We start from the raw sequence: 15,752 nt of genomic DNA on the forward strand, positions 1-15,752 counted from the left end.
GTGATCCCGGAATGAATCGGGATCATCCCATTTTTTTACGCTAAAGGGTATACATCCACAACGGTGCCGGTATAAGCATCCGCTACGAACTCATACTGCTCGAGTTCGCCGTCAATTCGTCTTGATATACCACCTTTATACACTTTGGTGCTGACGGAGTGCTTCTGATAGTCCTCGGGCTTCATCCCGATCCATGAACCATCGATGCCGCCCTCTTTTTTGAAAGAAAGCTTGACGTCCTTTAATACTTTTTCAGCAGAAATAAGGCGGGAATCATCAAGCTTTTCTTTAAGTATATAACCGCCAGCAGCTCCGATTCCGAGTCCAAATACGAAAGATTTCCAGTTCATCCTTTATTCCCTCCACAGGCTAATTTCACGTGCCGGAAGCCTGGAACTGTCTACCTTAGTCCCTGCAAGCCTTGCCGGCAATGATCGATAATTTGTCATCCTTAGGTACATTCTATCAAAGAAAACAGAAAAAAGAGAACTGCTTTTATTCTTTAATAGGTGGTAAGAGGTGCGAAAGTTCTGTAAAATAAGATTATACATACAGCAGATTTTATATAAAAGGGGCATAAGACATGAAACAAGATACGTTAGAGTTATTTAAGACATTGACTGAATTACAGGGAGCTCCCGGTAATGAGCATGCGGTCCGGGCATTTATGAAAGAACATTTATCACAATACTCTGATGAAATCGTGCAAGATCGATTAGGCGGAGTATTCGGTGTGAGAAAAGGCAGCGATCAGGATCCCGTTGTCATGGTTGCCGGGCATATGGATGAAGTGGGCTTCATGGTTACATCGATCACAGACAATGGAATGATCCGTTTTCAGACCCTCGGCGGCTGGTGGAGCCAGGTCCTCCTCGCTCAGCGGGTCCAGGTCATGACCGATAACGGACCGGTAACAGGTGTGATCGGAAGTATACCGCCTCACCTGTTAGGAGAAGAGCAGCGCCGTAAACCGATGGACATCAAGAATATGCTCATCGATATCGGTGCGGATGACCGGGAAAATGCACGTGAAATCGGAATCAAACCAGGTCAGCAGATTGTACCGATCTGTCCGTTCACCCCGATGGCCAATGAGAAGAAAATCCTTGCCAAAGCCTGGGACAACCGCTATGGATGCGGATTATCCATTGAACTCTTAAAAGAGCTTCAGGGCGTAACCCTGCCTAACACCCTATACTCCGGTGCGACGGTTCAGGAGGAAGTGGGACTACGCGGTGCCCAGACGGCAGCCAATATGATCAATCCGGATATTTTCTTTGCACTGGATGCGAGTCCTGCGAATGATATGTCAGGGGATAAGAATGAATTTGGTCAACTTGGAAAAGGGGCACTGCTCCGCATCCTCGACCGTTCCATGGTCACGCACAGAGGAATCAGGGAATTTGTTCTGGATACAGCGGAGTCAAACGACATTCCGTATCAGTACTTTGTCTCACAAGGCGGCACAGATGCCGGAAGGGTGCACATGTCCAATGAAGGCGTCCCGAGTGCTGTAGTGGGAATCTGTTCGAGATATATCCATACTCATGCGTCCATGATCCATGTAGATGATTATGCCGCAGCCAAAGAGCTGATCGTCAAGTTGGTGAAAGAATGTGACCGCTCGACCATCGAGACCATTAAATCCAATGGATGATCACCACTAGAAAAATTGGAAAGGGCTGTCTCAATCATATACGAGTTGAGACAGCCTTTTTATAGAGAGAAAAAAAGGCGTTTGTCAGACCTTTTTAGAAATGAGGTATGAATTTGTTAAAGATAGCAATCGGAACAACGAATCCTGCAAAGGTGCAAGCGATACAAAAGGCGTTCGGGGAGCAATACAAAGAGGTGCAGTTTCAGTGCCTGAAAACCGAGTCCCATGTAAGTGAGCAGCCCCTGACCGATCAGGAGACGATCGAAGGGGCATTGAACCGCGCAAAAAATGTTCTCAAAAGCACAGATAGTGACGTAGGGATCGGCCTTGAAGGGGGAGTATCAGAATCCATGTACGGAATGCTCGTCTGTAACTGGGGTGCGCTTGTCGACCGGCAGGGGAACGAAATCATCGGCGGTGGTGCGAGGATCACCCTGCCTGCAGAGATCAGCCGGGAGTTAAAAGCAGGGAAAGAGCTCGGACCCTTAATGGATGAGTATACACGACGTACGGGAATCAGAAAGAAAGAAGGGGCCGTAGGGATATTCACCAATGGACTCGTCACAAGAGAAACAATGTTCATTCACGTCGTACGACTCCTGCTTGGTCAGTGGCAATACCGGACAAAATAATCTTACGTATAACTGTCCTTCAAAGGTACTTGGCCCATACCATATTCACCGTTCCTTCATAGGATGGAGTATATCAGACTTTCTTTTATCTGATAAATTCTTTCTAAGGAGGTTAGAATTTATGGGATGCAACTATTGCAATGACCGAGTTGGCGGACGCCGTGATGATCATCGTGATGATCGCCGGGACGATCGCTTCTGTTGCGACTGGGATAAATTCCTGTTTGGTGACAGAAGAAGATGCAACTTGTTTGGGGCGAATGAGGATCGCAGAAGATGCGGGTGCAAAAGAGACAATGTCAGAGGAGCAGAAGACCGGAACAGAGGCTGCAGAGGCAGAAGAGGCGAAGAAGAAAACCGTCGGAAATGCGGATGCAAAAATAGGCACAGAAACTGCTTCTGTAATCTATTCTGGTAATAAGAATCGAACTCCGTTTCTAACGGGGTTCTTTTTGGGCAAAAAAAACCCCTCTGAAATTATTCAGAGGGGTTTATCAATTATTTTACACCTTTCATCGCCCGTTGAATCATAGGGGAGATCAGGAATAGGATAATAGCCAGTAAGATTGCCATTCCACCGATTGAACCAAAGTAAAGTGTTTCATTTTCAGGTGAATAGAAGCGGACAAGCTGTGCATTCAGAGCCTGTGCACCGGCAGAAGCCAGGAACCATAGACTCATCGTTTGAGCTGAGAACGCTTCAGGAGCAAGCTTCGTTGTAGCTGACAGACCGACCGGTGATAAGCACAATTCACCAAGAACAACGATGAAGTAACTTAGCACAAGCCATAATGGATTAACAAGTGAACCTTCTCCACCCATTTGTGCAGGTAACAGGATCACTAAGAAAGATAATCCGGCAAACAATAGACCAAATGAGAATTTCTTCGGAATGGATGGCTGACGGTCACCCAATTTCACCCACATCCATGCGAATACTGGAGCAAGCAGGATGATAAATAATGGGTTCAGTGACTGGAACCATGCAGGAGAAATCGAAATCCCCATGAAATCAAGCTGTGTACGCTTGTCTGCATATGCAGCAAGGATAGTGGATCCTTGTTCCTGGATCGACCAGAACATCACTGCTGAAATAAATAATGGAATATATGCAATGACTCTTGAACGTTCAGTTGCCGTGGTTTTTGGACTATAGTACATCACAATAAAGTAGATGGTTGGAACGACGATTCCGAAGATCCCAACGATATCGATGAATACGTCCAGTGTAAATAAACCTGCAGGAATCGTGATACCTAGAATGATGGCAAGGGCGATGACGACCGCACCTACGATTAATCCGTATTTCTTCTTCTCGCGCGTGTTAAGCGGGTTGGGAACATATGTACCCGCAAGGCCAAGATTCTTTTTCTTCGTTAACATGAATACAACAAGACCTAAGAACATACCGATTGCGGCAGCTGCGAATCCCCAGTGGAAACCTTTTGATTCCATCAGGCTACCTACGATCAGTGGAGCGATGAATGCACCTAAGTTGATACCCATGTAGAAAATACTGAATGCCGCATCACGGCGGGTATCATTTTCACTGTACATTTCACCTACGACAGTGGAAACATTCGGTTTTAATAACCCTGTTCCGATAACAATCAATACCATTGAAACAAAGAACAGAGATAAATTTCCTGGAAATGATAAAGCAATGTGACCAAACATGATGAATATTCCACCGTAGAAGACGGCTTTCGAAGTTCCGAATATCCTATCAGCCAACCAGCCCCCGATGACCCCGGACATATACACGAGTGAACCATAAATGGACATGATGGCTAAAGCTTTGCCTTCCTCTAGACCCAGTCCACCTTTTGACACCTCATAGTACATGTAGAATACGAGGATGGCTCGCATTCCATAATAGGAAAAGCGCTCCCAAAATTCCGTGAAGAATAAAGTGAATAATCCCTTCGGATGTCCAAAGAAACCTTTTTGAGGGACACTATCCACAATTTTCTGTTTATTCATTGATGACATGTAACTACCTCCCTTATTCTTTTACTATAATATTTTAATATTTTCTTAAAGTCAAAAAAAGTTTGCAAATGGTTAATTATAACATAAAAATTCTTTAGATTGCTAATATTTAATTATTTTTAAATAGTTAAAATAATTGGGTCTTTTGGTTCTGCTATAATTCCGCATAAAAAAGCCTGCAGGGTTGATCCTGCAGGCTTTTTTAACGAATAAGGTCATTCGGATTCGAAAACGTAAGAAAGAGTCCTTAGTGCCTGTTCGATGGACGTTACTGTGACATTCGCCTTATTTGTAAGCTCTTTCAATGGGTGATGAAGTTTTTCCGGGCGAATGAGGATCAGGGGCTTTTGTAGGGTAATGGCCGTGCTCGCGTCCATCGCCGTGTTCCATTGCTTATATTCTTCTCCGAATAAAGCAATCACCACATCGGATTTCTTCATGAGCAGTTCAGTCCGGAAATTATTGATGGCAGAAGCAGCTTCATCCCGGAAAATCTTGTTCGGCTGTTCACCGAGGATTTCTTCCCCGATGGAATCGGACCGGTCATGATTTTCCATGGGACCGACGAACTGTAGGGGGAGTCTGAGGGCTTTCGCTTTCTCTTTTAATTCGTCCCTCCAGGAGCTATGTATCTCTCCAGCTAAATACACGGTTAATTCCAAACTGATCACCTTCCTGTTTTTAGTCATCTTATCATAAATACCCTTTCGAAGGTAATTCAACCACTTTTCCCATGAAAAAGGCAGAATTCCTTATTGGAAGGGTTGAAAGGGGGACTTTGTGAGGGTATCATAAGCGTAGGTCCTAAGTATGAAAGGGAGGGAAAACGAGGATGAAAACCACAGCATCGATCATTTTCTTTATACTATTGCTTATTTTAGCAGGATGCAATACATCAATCGACCAGGAAAAAGAGGAGACGGCAAGCGTGGTGGAGGGAGCTTTGAACTCCAATGAGAAAGCCGGTGAAGACGCTGGGAACATCAGCTTTTATCTCCCGTTTGGTGCCAAGATAGAAAAAGAATCTCCTTATAATATCATTATTTCAAAGGATTCTGATACGTTTATACTTTTCACGAACCCTCAAGAAGATAAGGATAGTGAGCTTCTATATAAAATGGCCATTAATGACAAAGAGAGTCTCGTGAAGCATGGGACTTTTAAAGAAGACAACCGCTTAGGATATTATGTCATTAAGGAATTGCCGGATACAGAAGAGTACGAACTTACTGTAGGAGTGGGCGGAACGAAAGTAACAACTCAGTCAGAAATGAAAGACTTAGCGGATAACGCTGAAATGATGATGAAAATCGCAGCTTCAGTCAAACACAACTAGATAGATATAGACCGGTTTTTTCTGCGGAAGCAGGGAAGGGCCGGTCTTTTTTTATGGATTTAGAATAGATAAGTAATGGGAAAGGGAAAATATAACAAATTCGCACCTACTGTATGGTGAAAAATTATAGACAAATCAAACATGTGTCTTTACACTAGTAAAAGGAAAGGTATACAGAGGAGTGAGGGGCATGAGGGGATATTTGGAGAGGAAGGGCGTTACGCTGTCGGCGAAGACGTATTTTATAGATGCTTTAAGTTATATGGCACTGGGGTTGTTCAGTTCGTTGATCATTGGATTGATCATCAAGACGATCGGAGAGCAGCTTCCCCTTCCAGCAGGGTTAAGTGAATTCTTCATAGAGATGGGGACACTCGCCATCAGCTTGATGGGACCGGCGATCGGTGTGGCGATTGCCTTTGGTCTTGGGGCGCCGCCACTGGTCATATTTGCTGCCGTCGTGACAGGGGCTGCCGGAGCGACCCTTGGAGGACCGGCAGGAGCGTATGTAGCGGCAGTCCTATCAACAGAAATTGGAAAGCTTGTCAGTAAGACGACGAAAATAGATATTATCGTGACGCCATTTGTCACGATTTTTGCTGGATTCACGGTCGCTTACTTCATCGGTCCGGGAATCGCAGACTTTATGAGTATGTTTGGAAGCTGGATCAGCTGGGCGACGGAACAGAGGCCAATCATCATGGGAATCCTGGTTGCGGCCCTCATGGGACTTGCCCTGACCGCCCCGATTTCTAGTGCAGCGATTGCTTTGATGCTTGATTTGAACGGGGTCGCTGCCGGTGCCGCCACGATTGGCTGTGCCGCTCAAATGGTTGGATTTGCCGTCATCAGTTATCGGGAGAACCGGGTGGGAGGATTATTCGCCCAGGGGATAGGGACATCCATGTTACAAGTCCCGAATATCGTTCGAAATCCTCTTATTCTCATCCCTCCGACTGTTGCCGGTATGATTCTCGCTCCCATCGGTACGACCGTTTGGCTGATGGAAAACAATGCAGCAGGGGCCGGGATGGGGACGAGCGGATTGGTCGGACAGATCATGACGTTCAAAACGATGGGATTCAGCTGGGATGTCACAATGAAAATCCTGCTGTTGCATTTTGTTGGACCTGCATTCATAAGCCTGTTAATATCTGAATATATGCGTAAACTAGGTTGGATCAAACCTAATCAAATGACGATTGAAACAGGGGGCAAATAAAATGCGTAAACTTGAATCAGTGGAAGAATTCCACCAGTTGAAAGAAAGTGGGAAGCATGTATTCATGTTTTCAGCCGACTGGTGTCCGGATTGCCGAATCATCGAACCGATCCTTCCGGAAATCGAAAGTGAGTACGGAGAGTATACATTCTTATATGTAGATAGAGATCAATTCATCGATCTCTGCATCGAGCTTGATATCTTCGGAATCCCGAGCTTCATCGCATACGGAGACGGTCGTGAACTCGGACGCTTCGTAAGCAAAGACCGGAAATCAAAAGAACAAATCGAAGACTTCATGAACTCACTAGCTTCATAAATAACAGCAGAGGGATCTCCTTTAAAAAATGGGATCCCTTTTCTTTTTCCCTAAATCAAAAGGTTCCTTTTGTAATCTCGCCATTTTCATGTAAAATGTTATAAGTGAATCATCTAACCAGAAAGGGAAGAGGTCGATTACTTTCCATTAAAAGGACGGTCTTTTTGCTTTCAAAGATCTAGTACAAAAGAATAGTGAGTTTGGTTTTATTTAGATTGTATAATTCCTCTGCGAAGAAAGTTGATTGTAGCGGAAGGTGCTCAACTCACGCCCCGCGGAAAGCGAGCACCTGCAGCGGAAATCAACTACCACACTCTACTGTAAAATATATTTTAGAATAAAGTCTAAATATAAGAATAAAGGAGGATCAGATTTGGACATAAAAAAGCTAAAAAGTATACTCCAGGAACGATTAGAGAAACCAAATCGTACCTTTACATATGATCGGGACAAAGATTCACTACGAATTGAAAACACCACCACGAAAAAAGGCATCACCGTCGCCCTGCCGCCGATCGTATCGAAATGGAAAGAAAACAATAAATCCATCATCGATGAAGTCATCTATTACGTAGAAGAAGCCTTAAATGTGATGGGGACAGAAGCGGATCTTGGCAGTAAACAGAAGAAGGTCTTTCCTGTCATCCGTTCCACCTCTTTCGCAACCGAATCCAATGAAGGTGTGGCACTCGTGACGGACGAGCATACAGCTGAAACACGTATCTACTATGCCGTTGATTTAGGGAAAACCTACCGTCTGCTGGATGAAAACATGCTGAAGGCGGAAGGATGGACTCATGAGCAAATGAAGGAGACTGCCCTTTTCAACGTCAGAAGCCTGCCAACGGACATGAAAAAGGATGAAGTAGCAGGAAACCTATTCTATTTTCTCAATAACAATGACGGATACGATGCCAGCCGCATCTTGAATGACGCCTTCTTAAAACAAGTAAGCAAGGATGTGCAGGGTGAGATGACGGTATCGGTCCCCCATCAGGATGTATTAGTCATCGGGGATATCCGCAATGAAACGGGCTATGACGTCCTTGCCCAGATGACGATGAGTTTCTTTACGACAGGAAACGTACCCATTACAGCATTATCCTTTGTATATGAAGAAGGGGAATTGGAACCAATCTTCATTTTGGCAAAAAATCGCAAAAAGGAAAGGGAGAAAAAATGATGAACGTATTTTATAACTTGGAAGGCATTGGTGATACCCTGATCGTTACACTGGATCCGGGCTTCGAAGGAGAAGTACAACACGAAAGAAAAGAAGACGCAGCACGTTTATTCGATGAGAAAACGGGGAAAACACTCGGCTATAACCTATTCCAAGCATCCAAGTATATAAGTGTAAGTGAAGTGGGACCTGTCGAAATGAATGATGAGAAGCTCCAATTGATCAACGAAGCCATCAAGAACAACGGTTTTGATGAGGTATTGGAAGCAGACTTTTCTCCGAAATTCGTTGTAGGGTATGTGTCAGAAAAAGAAAAGCATCCTAATGCAGACAAACTGAACATCTGTACCGTCGATGTTGGGGATGAAACCCTGCAAATCGTGTGTGGTGCCCCTAACGTAGACAAAGGCCAAAAAGTCGTTGTCGCGAAAGTTGGCGCGGTCATGCCAAGCGGAATGGTCATCAAAGATGCAGAACTTCGAGGAGTCGCATCATCAGGCATGATCTGCTCTGCCAAAGAACTTGCCCTTCCCGATGCACCCCAAGAAAAGGGTATCCTCGTCCTTGAAGACACATACCAAATAGGTCAACCATTCACAGCTTAAAAACAAATACCTGGGTCCGGAGTGTGGGCTCAGGTATTTTTATTTATTGGAATATTTATTTTTAGTGTTGAGAATGATCGATAAAAAATTCAGAGGGATTTCTTATATGACGTATGAATTCTTCAAAAAGAGTCGATGAGCTCATTGGTGTGAAACGATCCTTTGTAAGTTGATTGGAGCGGAAGGTGCTCGACTCCTGCGGGAATTGCGGGGAAGCCTGAAAAGCGGAGGTGGCTTGCTCAGCCCCGACAAGCATAAGATGAATGGGCTAAGAAGGCGTTCTTTTGCCTTCTTGGGCCATTTAGCTTATGACCTCGAGGGGCTAGCCACCGTAGCTGGATCTTGAGACCCCACAGGGCAAAGCCCGAGGAGGCTCAACTCCCGCCCCGCGGAAAGCGAGCACCTGCAGCGGAAATCAACCAAGCACTCACTTATGTGACAAATCTACGTATTACATTCTCTTTACGCCTATGTATATTTCGACACAATCCTTTAACAATTCTCTTATTCTACCGAAATGACTCGAATTTTTCTCTTTAACTGATAAAATAAAAAGTAAGTATGAAAGAAAGAGTGATATTTGTGAGCTGGATTAAAAAAATATTTGGTAAATTATCAGATAATGATGAACAATTTGAAGAGTACTATGATGAAAACCACAACGATGTTCAGCAGCTCGAACCGACAAAGGCTGAACGTAAACATATAGCAGGGCCAAATCATTCACGAGATGTAGAAGCAAGGATGACCTATCAATACCCAAAAGGGAATTTCAGATTTCCCCTTATATCAGACGGGATATCAGACGGGGAAAACAGAGAACGTCCGCGGAGAACACAAAGGAATCAAGAAAGAGAAAGAGAAAAGCCTAAAGAGCAGGAGCAGCGGCAGCCGAAGAATCGAACTCAATCTTCGATCAACCGGAAATGGAAAGAAGAGAATCAGTCCACACCCGTTAAGACAAAAAAAGTGACGAAGGTGGAAAAAGGAAATAGCCGGCCGTTTACGCCAACGGAGATTCCGTCGCCCATCTATGGTTTTAGAGGGAGACCAGTTAAGAAAGAAGAAAGTGTCGAATATGAGCTGAATAAGTTTTTACATAATGAAGAAGAGAGAAAAGAAGGAGTACTCGATCAAAAGGCTCTATCAATAGTAGAGGAATCTCTCCCTTCCGTAGAAAAAGCGTCTGTCATTGCTACTGAGCCAGAGGTTAAATCCCCTGTACAGCCGCTTACCGAAGAAGCGGAAGAAAGCAGCCAACCAGTTGAACATCCGGTTCAACCTAAAGAGCTTCAAGCGAATCGGAATGATGAAACAGTACAAGGTGACGACGGAATAGTGGACATTCCGACTACATCAAGTGACCGTATTTCACTTATAAACGAAACGGTAAACGAACCGGAGCAGGAACATGCTGAAAAAGAATCGGATATGTCAGTGCATCAAGATACCGTTCAAGAGGCAGGTCCGTCCCTTCCATTTGAAACAACGGAGTCAGCCGAACCCGTAGAAGAGATAACTGCTGACGAAACGGCTCATCCGCATCAAGAAACAGGAGTCCGGGAATCGGCAGATGAAGAAGTTCCGGCTGTTTATGAGAAGCCTGTCAATGAAGAACAGTCGCTTGTTGAAGAAAGGTCCGTAGACGAAGAACCTGAAACAGGGGTACCTTCAGAACCAATCAAGAAAGAACCGGAAAGACGAAAGAGATCACATCTTCCTTTTAACGTCTTAATGCTTAAACAAGATAAACGGCAGATGGATACCCGCAATTCGTCCGTACGTCCGGAAGGTTCCCCTTCAATGGAGAGACAAAGGACCACTGAACAAACAGCACCTCCCGTTCAAGAGGCACGTGTTGAAGAACCTGCTGAAGACGTGCAGCGCCCAGAAGAAAAGCCGTCTCAACAGATGCAGGTACAAGGAGAAGAAGCGGTCAAGAGCTACAGTGAATTAAGCTCGTCATCGAAACGGACGAGAGACTATGTCTTCCCGAAAGTGGATTATTTGACGCCGCCAGTATCCAAGGAAATGAGCGAAGAGTGGCTGGATTCTCAAAGACTATTACTCGACGAGACCCTTCATAATTTCAACGTCAGGGCAAAAGTGGTGAATGTCACCCAGGGGCCGTCGGTCACACGTTTTGAAGTGCAACCTGAACCAGGGGTGAAAGTCAATAAGATTACGAATCTGACAGATGACATCAAGCTGAGCCTGGCAGCCAAGGATATCCGGATGGAAGCGCCGATTCCGGGTAAACACACTATCGGGATCGAGGTGCCGAACAGGGAGAGCCGTCCGGTATGCATCAGTGAAGTCATTGCAAGTCCTGCGTTCCAGGAGCCGTCTTCACCATTGACCGCGGCCCTCGGACTGGATATTTCCGGTCAGCCCATCGTGACGGATCTGAGCAAGATGCCCCATGGTCTCATCGCCGGAGCGACCGGTTCGGGTAAAAGTGTATGTATCAATTCGATTCTCGTCAGTCTTCTCTATAAGTCATCTCCGGATGAATTGAAGATGCTCCTCATTGATCCTAAGATGGTCGAGCTTGCACCGTATAACCGGATCCCTCACTTGGTGAGCCCGGTGATCACTGACGTCAAAGCAGCGACCGCCGCCCTTAAATGGGCTGTGGAGGAGATGGAAAGACGATACGAATTATTTGCCCACACAGGAGTAAGGGATATCAAGCGTTTCAATGAACTGGCCAAGCGGAATAAACAATACAGCGACATGCTTCCATACCTGGTGATTGTCATCGATGAGCTCGCGGATTTAATGATGATGTCTCCGGCAGATGTGGAAGAAGCCATTTGCCGTATTGCCCAGAAGGCACGTGCCTGCGGAATTCACTTGATCATTGCCACTCAGCGTCCTTCTGTGGATGTCATCACAGGCTTGATCAAGGCGAATGTTCCGACAAGGGTCGCATTTTCCGTTTCCTCAAGCGTCGACTCAAGGACGATCATCGATGGGAGCGGTGCAGAACGCCTGCTCGGTAAAGGAGATATGCTATTCCTTGAGAATGGTTCATCCAAACCGGTCCGGTTGCAGGGCACGTTCGTATCCGATGACGAGATCGATGACATCATCCGCCATGTAAGGGATCAGCGGGAACCTGATTACCTCTTCCAACAGGATGAATTGATCAAGAAAGCGCAGGTTACCGAGGAAGAGGACGACTTGTTTTTAGAGGCATGTGAGTTTGTCGTCGATCAGGGTGGGGCGTCGGCCTCAAGTCTGCAACGCCGATTCAGAATCGGTTACAACCGGGCCGCAAGATTGATGGAAATGATGGAGAGTAATGGAATCATTTCCGAGTCCAGAGGCAGTAAACCAAGGGATGTCCTCATTTCCGAAAGTGAATTGGAGACACTCGCATAGACTAGTACAAATATTTAATACATGGTATTCTGTTTATATCTGTCAAGTCGAGGATATAAACAGAATACCTATTCTTTTTTTGTAGAAAGAGCCATAAGGAGCACTAGTGATGAAAGAAATCGAATTGAAACTTCAAGGGAAACTCAACAGGTTGACCAATCATACATTCAAGTTTGATGAAAGAATCAAGGATGGCTGGTTCTCAGCTGTCTATTTTTTAAAAACGAAGGAAATTGCCAAGAAACATAAACCGGATGCAGTCATCACCATGCAATTCTTTCAAAAGACACATGCCGTGATTTGTGGAACAGATGAAGTCATCGCCCTTCTGCATACATTCGCTGATAACCCGCAGAATCTTGAGATCCATTCCTTAAAGGATGGAGACCAGATCTCTCCGTTTGAAACCGTGCTGACCATCAAGGGCCGCTATCAGGACTTTGGTTATTTAGAAGGCATCATCGACGGAATCCTGGCGAGAAGGACGTCCGTTGCGACAAGCGTTTACAATGTGATGAAAGCTGCTTCCTTATCGGGTAAACAGAAGCCCGTCATCTTCATGGGAGACCGGGACGATCATTTTACCCAACAGGCGGGAGACGGGTATGCAGCCTTCATAGGAGGCTCTACCGCCCAGGCTACCCACGCCATGAATGAATGGTGGGGAAAAAAAGGGATGGGAACCATGCCTCATGCCCTCATTCAATTATTCAATGGGGATATCGTAGAGGCGACGAAAGCGTACAAGGAAACGTTCCCCGAAGACGAGCTCATCACCCTGGTCGATTACAATAATGATGTCATTACTGACTCATTGAAGGTCGCAAGAGAGTTTGGCCAGGAATTAAAAGGGGTAAGGGTAGATACATCAAGAATGATGATCGATAAATATTTCCTTCGTAATCAGCATGTGCTTGGAACCTTTGATCCGCGCGGGGTCAATATGCAGCTCATCAATGCATTGAGAGATGCTTTGGACGAAGAAGGGTACCACCACGTCAAGATTGTCGTGTCGGGCGGCTTTAATGAAGACCGCATACGCCAGTTTGAGGAAAATCAAGTTCCAGTCGATATGTACGGAGTCGGAAGCAGTCTTCTGAAGATCCATGTAGGATTTACAGGGGACAACGTCGTCATCGACGGTTCCCCGGAAGCTAAGGCAGGAAGGAAGCTTCGTCCGAACCCCCGTCTGGAAAAAGTAGAATTCGAATAGGTGAGAGCATGCAAGAGCAGGAAAGCACGTTAGATCTTGAACGGTTCAGGCAGAAAAAACAGAAAATCGCAGAAGATCATATTGAGGGCCTCTACAGGAAAGCGTATGAGTACGCTTTGAAGGAAACGAATATAAGAGAAAAAGTACGGGCTAAAATGATGTTCTCCAAACGGTTTCTTCAACACGATGAGGCACGGCTAGAGGCTGGAGTGGAGGAATTGTTTCAAGAATGGTTTCTATTTGATTATAAGACGATCAAGGGTCAGACCTTATTCTTTCAATTCCTTCAGTCACATCCCCTTCAGGAATCAACCAAACTCCTTGGTGCCGTTATTTTGACGGCTGCCTGGGAACCCGTCATAGTCAAAGGGGCAGAAGGACGGACCGTACGTTGCCACACAATCGTTCAGGGAGAAGAAGTGATTGTTAAAATGAACCCTGATTGGATAGAAAAGGAAATGATTGAAGGACAGGTCTATTTCGTGAGGAAAGTCCCGCTGGTCGTTCATCAGTGGATCTTAGGTCCTGTTTTTCCCGTGAAATCAATGGACGTGATAGCAAATCTACAAACACATTATAGTCAAATGAATCAAGAAACTGGGGTATTATGGAGAACGTTCTTAAAAGAAGAAGCACCAAACTTCATCCTGCCCAGTCTTTCGTAGCTTCTACATGGTCAGGGATTTCAAAAAATGATATAATGTTTCAAGTTGAAGAAAGTACGCTTTTTTCTAAACTCACATATCGAAAGCTAAAGACCGATGGCAAAGTAAATATACATTTCATATAATGCTTTTAGATAGACGATTGTTGGAGGTTCTATTATGACGATATATCATTTCGTAGGAATAAAGGGGTCGGGCATGAGTGCATTAGCCCAGATACTCCATGATATGGACTACGAGGTCCAAGGATCTGACGTAGATAAGTATTTCTTTACTCAGAAGGCTCTGGATGAATCAAATATTAAAATACTACCTTTCCAAAAAGAAAACATTGGAGGGGATATGCATGTGATCGCAGGGAATGCTTTCCCTGACACCCATGAAGAAATACAAGCAGCCGTTGAACAAGGACTGCCAGTGACCAGATATCATAAATTTCTTGGTGATTTCATGCAGAAATTCACAAGTGTGGCGGTAACGGGTGCTCACGGAAAAACGTCGACGACCGGTTTACTGGCGCATGTCATCAGTGGGGCAAAGCCGACTTCCTTCCTGATTGGGGATGGAACCGGTAAAGGCGAAGTGGATGCGAATTACTTTGTATTCGAAGCATGTGAGTACAGACGACACTTCCTGTCATATTTCCCAGACTATGCCATCATGACGAACATTGACTTCGATCATCCCGACTACTTTGCCAATGTGGATGACGTCTTCTCTGCTTTCCAGGAGATGGCCATGCAGGTGAAAAAAGGAATCATCGCATGCGGGGATGACGAGCAGTTACAAAAAATCCAGGCACAGGTACCGGTGGTGTTTTACGGCTTTGCCGAGGAGAACGACTTCCAGGCGAGAAACGTATCACGGGACAGAACGGGGACATCATTTGATGTGTTTGTGCGCAATGAATTTTATGCCGCATTCAAAATCCCGACATTCGGTGACCATAACATCATGAACGCCTTATCCGTCATTGCCATTTGTCATTATGAAGAGCTTGATACAGCAATCGTTCAAGAACGATTAAGCACATTTAAAGGGGTCAAGCGCCGTTTCTCTGAAAAAGAAGTAGGCTCACAGATCCTGATTGATGACTACGCCCATCATCCGACTGAAATCAGGGCAACCGTTGACTCTGCAAGACAGAAATATCCGGAAAAAGAAATCATCGCTGTCTTCCAGCCTCACACATTTACACGTACGCAGACCTTCTTGACAGAGTTTGCCGAGACGCTGAGTCTTGCGGACAAAGTGTACTTATGTGAAATCTTCGGTTCCGCACGGGAAAACCACGGGAAACTTTCCATCCACGATCTTGAAAGTAAGATTGAAGGATGCGAAATCATAGACGAACAAGATACGACCGCTTTACTCAAACATGAAAACGCCGTACTGATTTTCATGGGGGCGGGAGACGTTCAAAAGTTCCAACAAGCTTATGAACAGAAGCTTGAGCAACAATTAAAAGAATAGTATTAATAGACAAAACCGGTTCCTGTGGGAGCCGGTTTTTTATGTTTTGACAAAAGTAGCCACCGTCA

General features: G+C 45.1%; 15 protein-coding genes. 12 read left to right on the forward strand and 3 right to left on the reverse strand.

Annotated features, from left to right (window positions below; translation table 11 throughout):
• Positions 1-35: 35 nt before the first annotated feature.
• Entirely contained in the window at positions 36-350 is a 315-nt protein-coding gene (locus tag ACSQ2E_RS05370; protein WP_435989598.1) for a PepSY domain-containing protein, read from the reverse strand.
• 233 nt (positions 351-583) lie between these two features.
• On the opposite strand from ACSQ2E_RS05370, the gene ACSQ2E_RS05375 reads away from it, so the two are divergent.
• From ACSQ2E_RS05375 to ACSQ2E_RS05385, 3 genes are all read left to right on the forward strand, one after another.
• A complete protein-coding gene (locus tag ACSQ2E_RS05375) occupies positions 584-1,657 on the forward strand; it encodes a M42 family metallopeptidase (RefSeq protein WP_435989599.1) in 1,074 nt (357 codons plus the stop codon).
• Between the two features lie 107 nt (positions 1,658-1,764).
• Complete coding sequence (locus ACSQ2E_RS05380; RefSeq protein WP_435989600.1) at positions 1,765-2,289, forward strand: DUF84 family protein; 525 nt, start codon at positions 1,765-1,767, stop codon at positions 2,287-2,289.
• Between the two features lie 140 nt (positions 2,290-2,429).
• The gene (locus ACSQ2E_RS05385; RefSeq protein ID WP_435989601.1) at positions 2,430-2,822 is read left to right on the forward strand and encodes a hypothetical protein; all 393 of its coding nucleotides are present in this window, start codon (positions 2,430-2,432) and stop codon (positions 2,820-2,822) included.
• On the opposite strand, the gene ACSQ2E_RS05390 is transcribed toward ACSQ2E_RS05385, so the two are convergent.
• Positions 2,788-4,281 (reverse strand): peptide MFS transporter, encoded by a 1,494-nt coding sequence (locus ACSQ2E_RS05390; RefSeq protein WP_435989602.1) that lies wholly within the window; start codon positions 4,279-4,281, stop codon positions 2,788-2,790. The genes ACSQ2E_RS05385 and ACSQ2E_RS05390 overlap by 35 nt on opposite strands.
• A 215-nt stretch (positions 4,282-4,496) precedes the next feature.
• The gene (locus ACSQ2E_RS05395; RefSeq protein ID WP_435989603.1) at positions 4,497-4,943 is read right to left on the reverse strand and encodes a YtoQ family protein; all 447 of its coding nucleotides are present in this window, start codon (positions 4,941-4,943) and stop codon (positions 4,497-4,499) included.
• A 170-nt stretch (positions 4,944-5,113) separates the two neighbouring features.
• On the opposite strand from ACSQ2E_RS05395, the gene ACSQ2E_RS05400 reads away from it, so the two are divergent.
• The 9 genes from ACSQ2E_RS05400 (at position 5,114) to murC (ending at position 15,684) form a co-directional block, all read left to right on the forward strand.
• A complete protein-coding gene (locus ACSQ2E_RS05400) occupies positions 5,114-5,617 on the forward strand; it encodes a hypothetical protein (RefSeq protein ID WP_435989604.1) in 504 nt (167 codons plus the stop codon).
• Between the two features lie 190 nt (positions 5,618-5,807).
• A complete protein-coding gene (locus tag ACSQ2E_RS05405) occupies positions 5,808-6,839 on the forward strand; it encodes a PTS transporter subunit IIC (RefSeq protein ID WP_435989605.1) in 1,032 nt (343 codons plus the stop codon).
• A 1-nt stretch (position 6,840) separates the two neighbouring features.
• Positions 6,841-7,158 (forward strand): thioredoxin family protein, encoded by a 318-nt coding sequence (locus ACSQ2E_RS05410; protein WP_435989606.1) that lies wholly within the window; start codon positions 6,841-6,843, stop codon positions 7,156-7,158.
• A 373-nt stretch (positions 7,159-7,531) separates the two neighbouring features.
• Entirely contained in the window at positions 7,532-8,341 is an 810-nt protein-coding gene (locus tag ACSQ2E_RS05415; protein ID WP_435989607.1) for a DUF1444 domain-containing protein, read from the forward strand.
• Complete coding sequence (gene ytpR, locus ACSQ2E_RS05420; protein ID WP_435994399.1) at positions 8,341-8,946, forward strand: YtpR family tRNA-binding protein; 606 nt, start codon at positions 8,341-8,343, stop codon at positions 8,944-8,946. The genes ACSQ2E_RS05415 and ytpR overlap by 1 nt, the downstream gene beginning before the upstream one ends.
• A gap of 582 nt (positions 8,947-9,528) precedes the next feature.
• A complete protein-coding gene (locus ACSQ2E_RS05425; protein WP_435989608.1) occupies positions 9,529-12,333 on the forward strand; it encodes a DNA translocase FtsK in 2,805 nt (934 codons plus the stop codon).
• Between the two features lie 109 nt (positions 12,334-12,442).
• Positions 12,443-13,546 (forward strand): nicotinate phosphoribosyltransferase, encoded by a 1,104-nt coding sequence (locus ACSQ2E_RS05430; RefSeq protein WP_079532871.1) that lies wholly within the window; start codon positions 12,443-12,445, stop codon positions 13,544-13,546.
• A gap of 8 nt (positions 13,547-13,554) precedes the next feature.
• The gene (locus tag ACSQ2E_RS05435) at positions 13,555-14,211 is read left to right on the forward strand and encodes a hypothetical protein (RefSeq protein ID WP_435989609.1); all 657 of its coding nucleotides are present in this window, start codon (positions 13,555-13,557) and stop codon (positions 14,209-14,211) included.
• 159 nt (positions 14,212-14,370) lie between these two features.
• Complete coding sequence (murC, locus tag ACSQ2E_RS05440) at positions 14,371-15,684, forward strand: UDP-N-acetylmuramate--L-alanine ligase (protein WP_435989610.1); 1,314 nt, start codon at positions 14,371-14,373, stop codon at positions 15,682-15,684.
• The last annotated feature ends 68 nt before the right edge of the window (positions 15,685-15,752 follow it).

The organism is Rossellomorea sp. LjRoot5, from assembly GCF_964253455.1.
Classification (GTDB): Bacteria; Bacillota; Bacilli; order Bacillales; family Bacillaceae_B; genus Rossellomorea.

Excerpts from the sequence above, each read along its gene's own strand:
- ACSQ2E_RS05430 (WP_079532871.1), top strand. The coding sequence starts at position 12,443 with ATGAAAGAAATCGAATTGAAACTTCAAGGGAAACTCAACAGGTTGACC.
- ACSQ2E_RS05410 (WP_435989606.1), top strand. The coding sequence starts at position 6,841 with ATGCGTAAACTTGAATCAGTGGAAGAATTCCACCAGTTGAAAGAAAGT.
- ACSQ2E_RS05405 (WP_435989605.1), top strand. The coding sequence starts at position 5,808 with ATGAGGGGATATTTGGAGAGGAAGGGCGTTACGCTGTCGGCGAAGACG.
- ACSQ2E_RS05380 (WP_435989600.1), top strand. The coding sequence starts at position 1,765 with ATGAATTTGTTAAAGATAGCAATCGGAACAACGAATCCTGCAAAGGTG.
- ACSQ2E_RS05400 (WP_435989604.1), top strand. The coding sequence starts at position 5,114 with ATGAAAACCACAGCATCGATCATTTTCTTTATACTATTGCTTATTTTA.
- ACSQ2E_RS05435 (WP_435989609.1), top strand. The coding sequence starts at position 13,555 with ATGCAAGAGCAGGAAAGCACGTTAGATCTTGAACGGTTCAGGCAGAAA.
- ACSQ2E_RS05390 (WP_435989602.1), bottom strand. The coding sequence starts at position 4,281 with ATGTCATCAATGAATAAACAGAAAATTGTGGATAGTGTCCCTCAAAAA.
- ytpR (WP_435994399.1), top strand. The coding sequence starts at position 8,341 with ATGAACGTATTTTATAACTTGGAAGGCATTGGTGATACCCTGATCGTT.
- ACSQ2E_RS05370 (WP_435989598.1), bottom strand. The coding sequence starts at position 350 with ATGAACTGGAAATCTTTCGTATTTGGACTCGGAATCGGAGCTGCTGGC.
- ACSQ2E_RS05375 (WP_435989599.1), top strand. The coding sequence starts at position 584 with ATGAAACAAGATACGTTAGAGTTATTTAAGACATTGACTGAATTACAG.
- murC (WP_435989610.1), top strand. The coding sequence starts at position 14,371 with ATGACGATATATCATTTCGTAGGAATAAAGGGGTCGGGCATGAGTGCA.
- ACSQ2E_RS05385 (WP_435989601.1), top strand. The coding sequence starts at position 2,430 with ATGACCGAGTTGGCGGACGCCGTGATGATCATCGTGATGATCGCCGGG.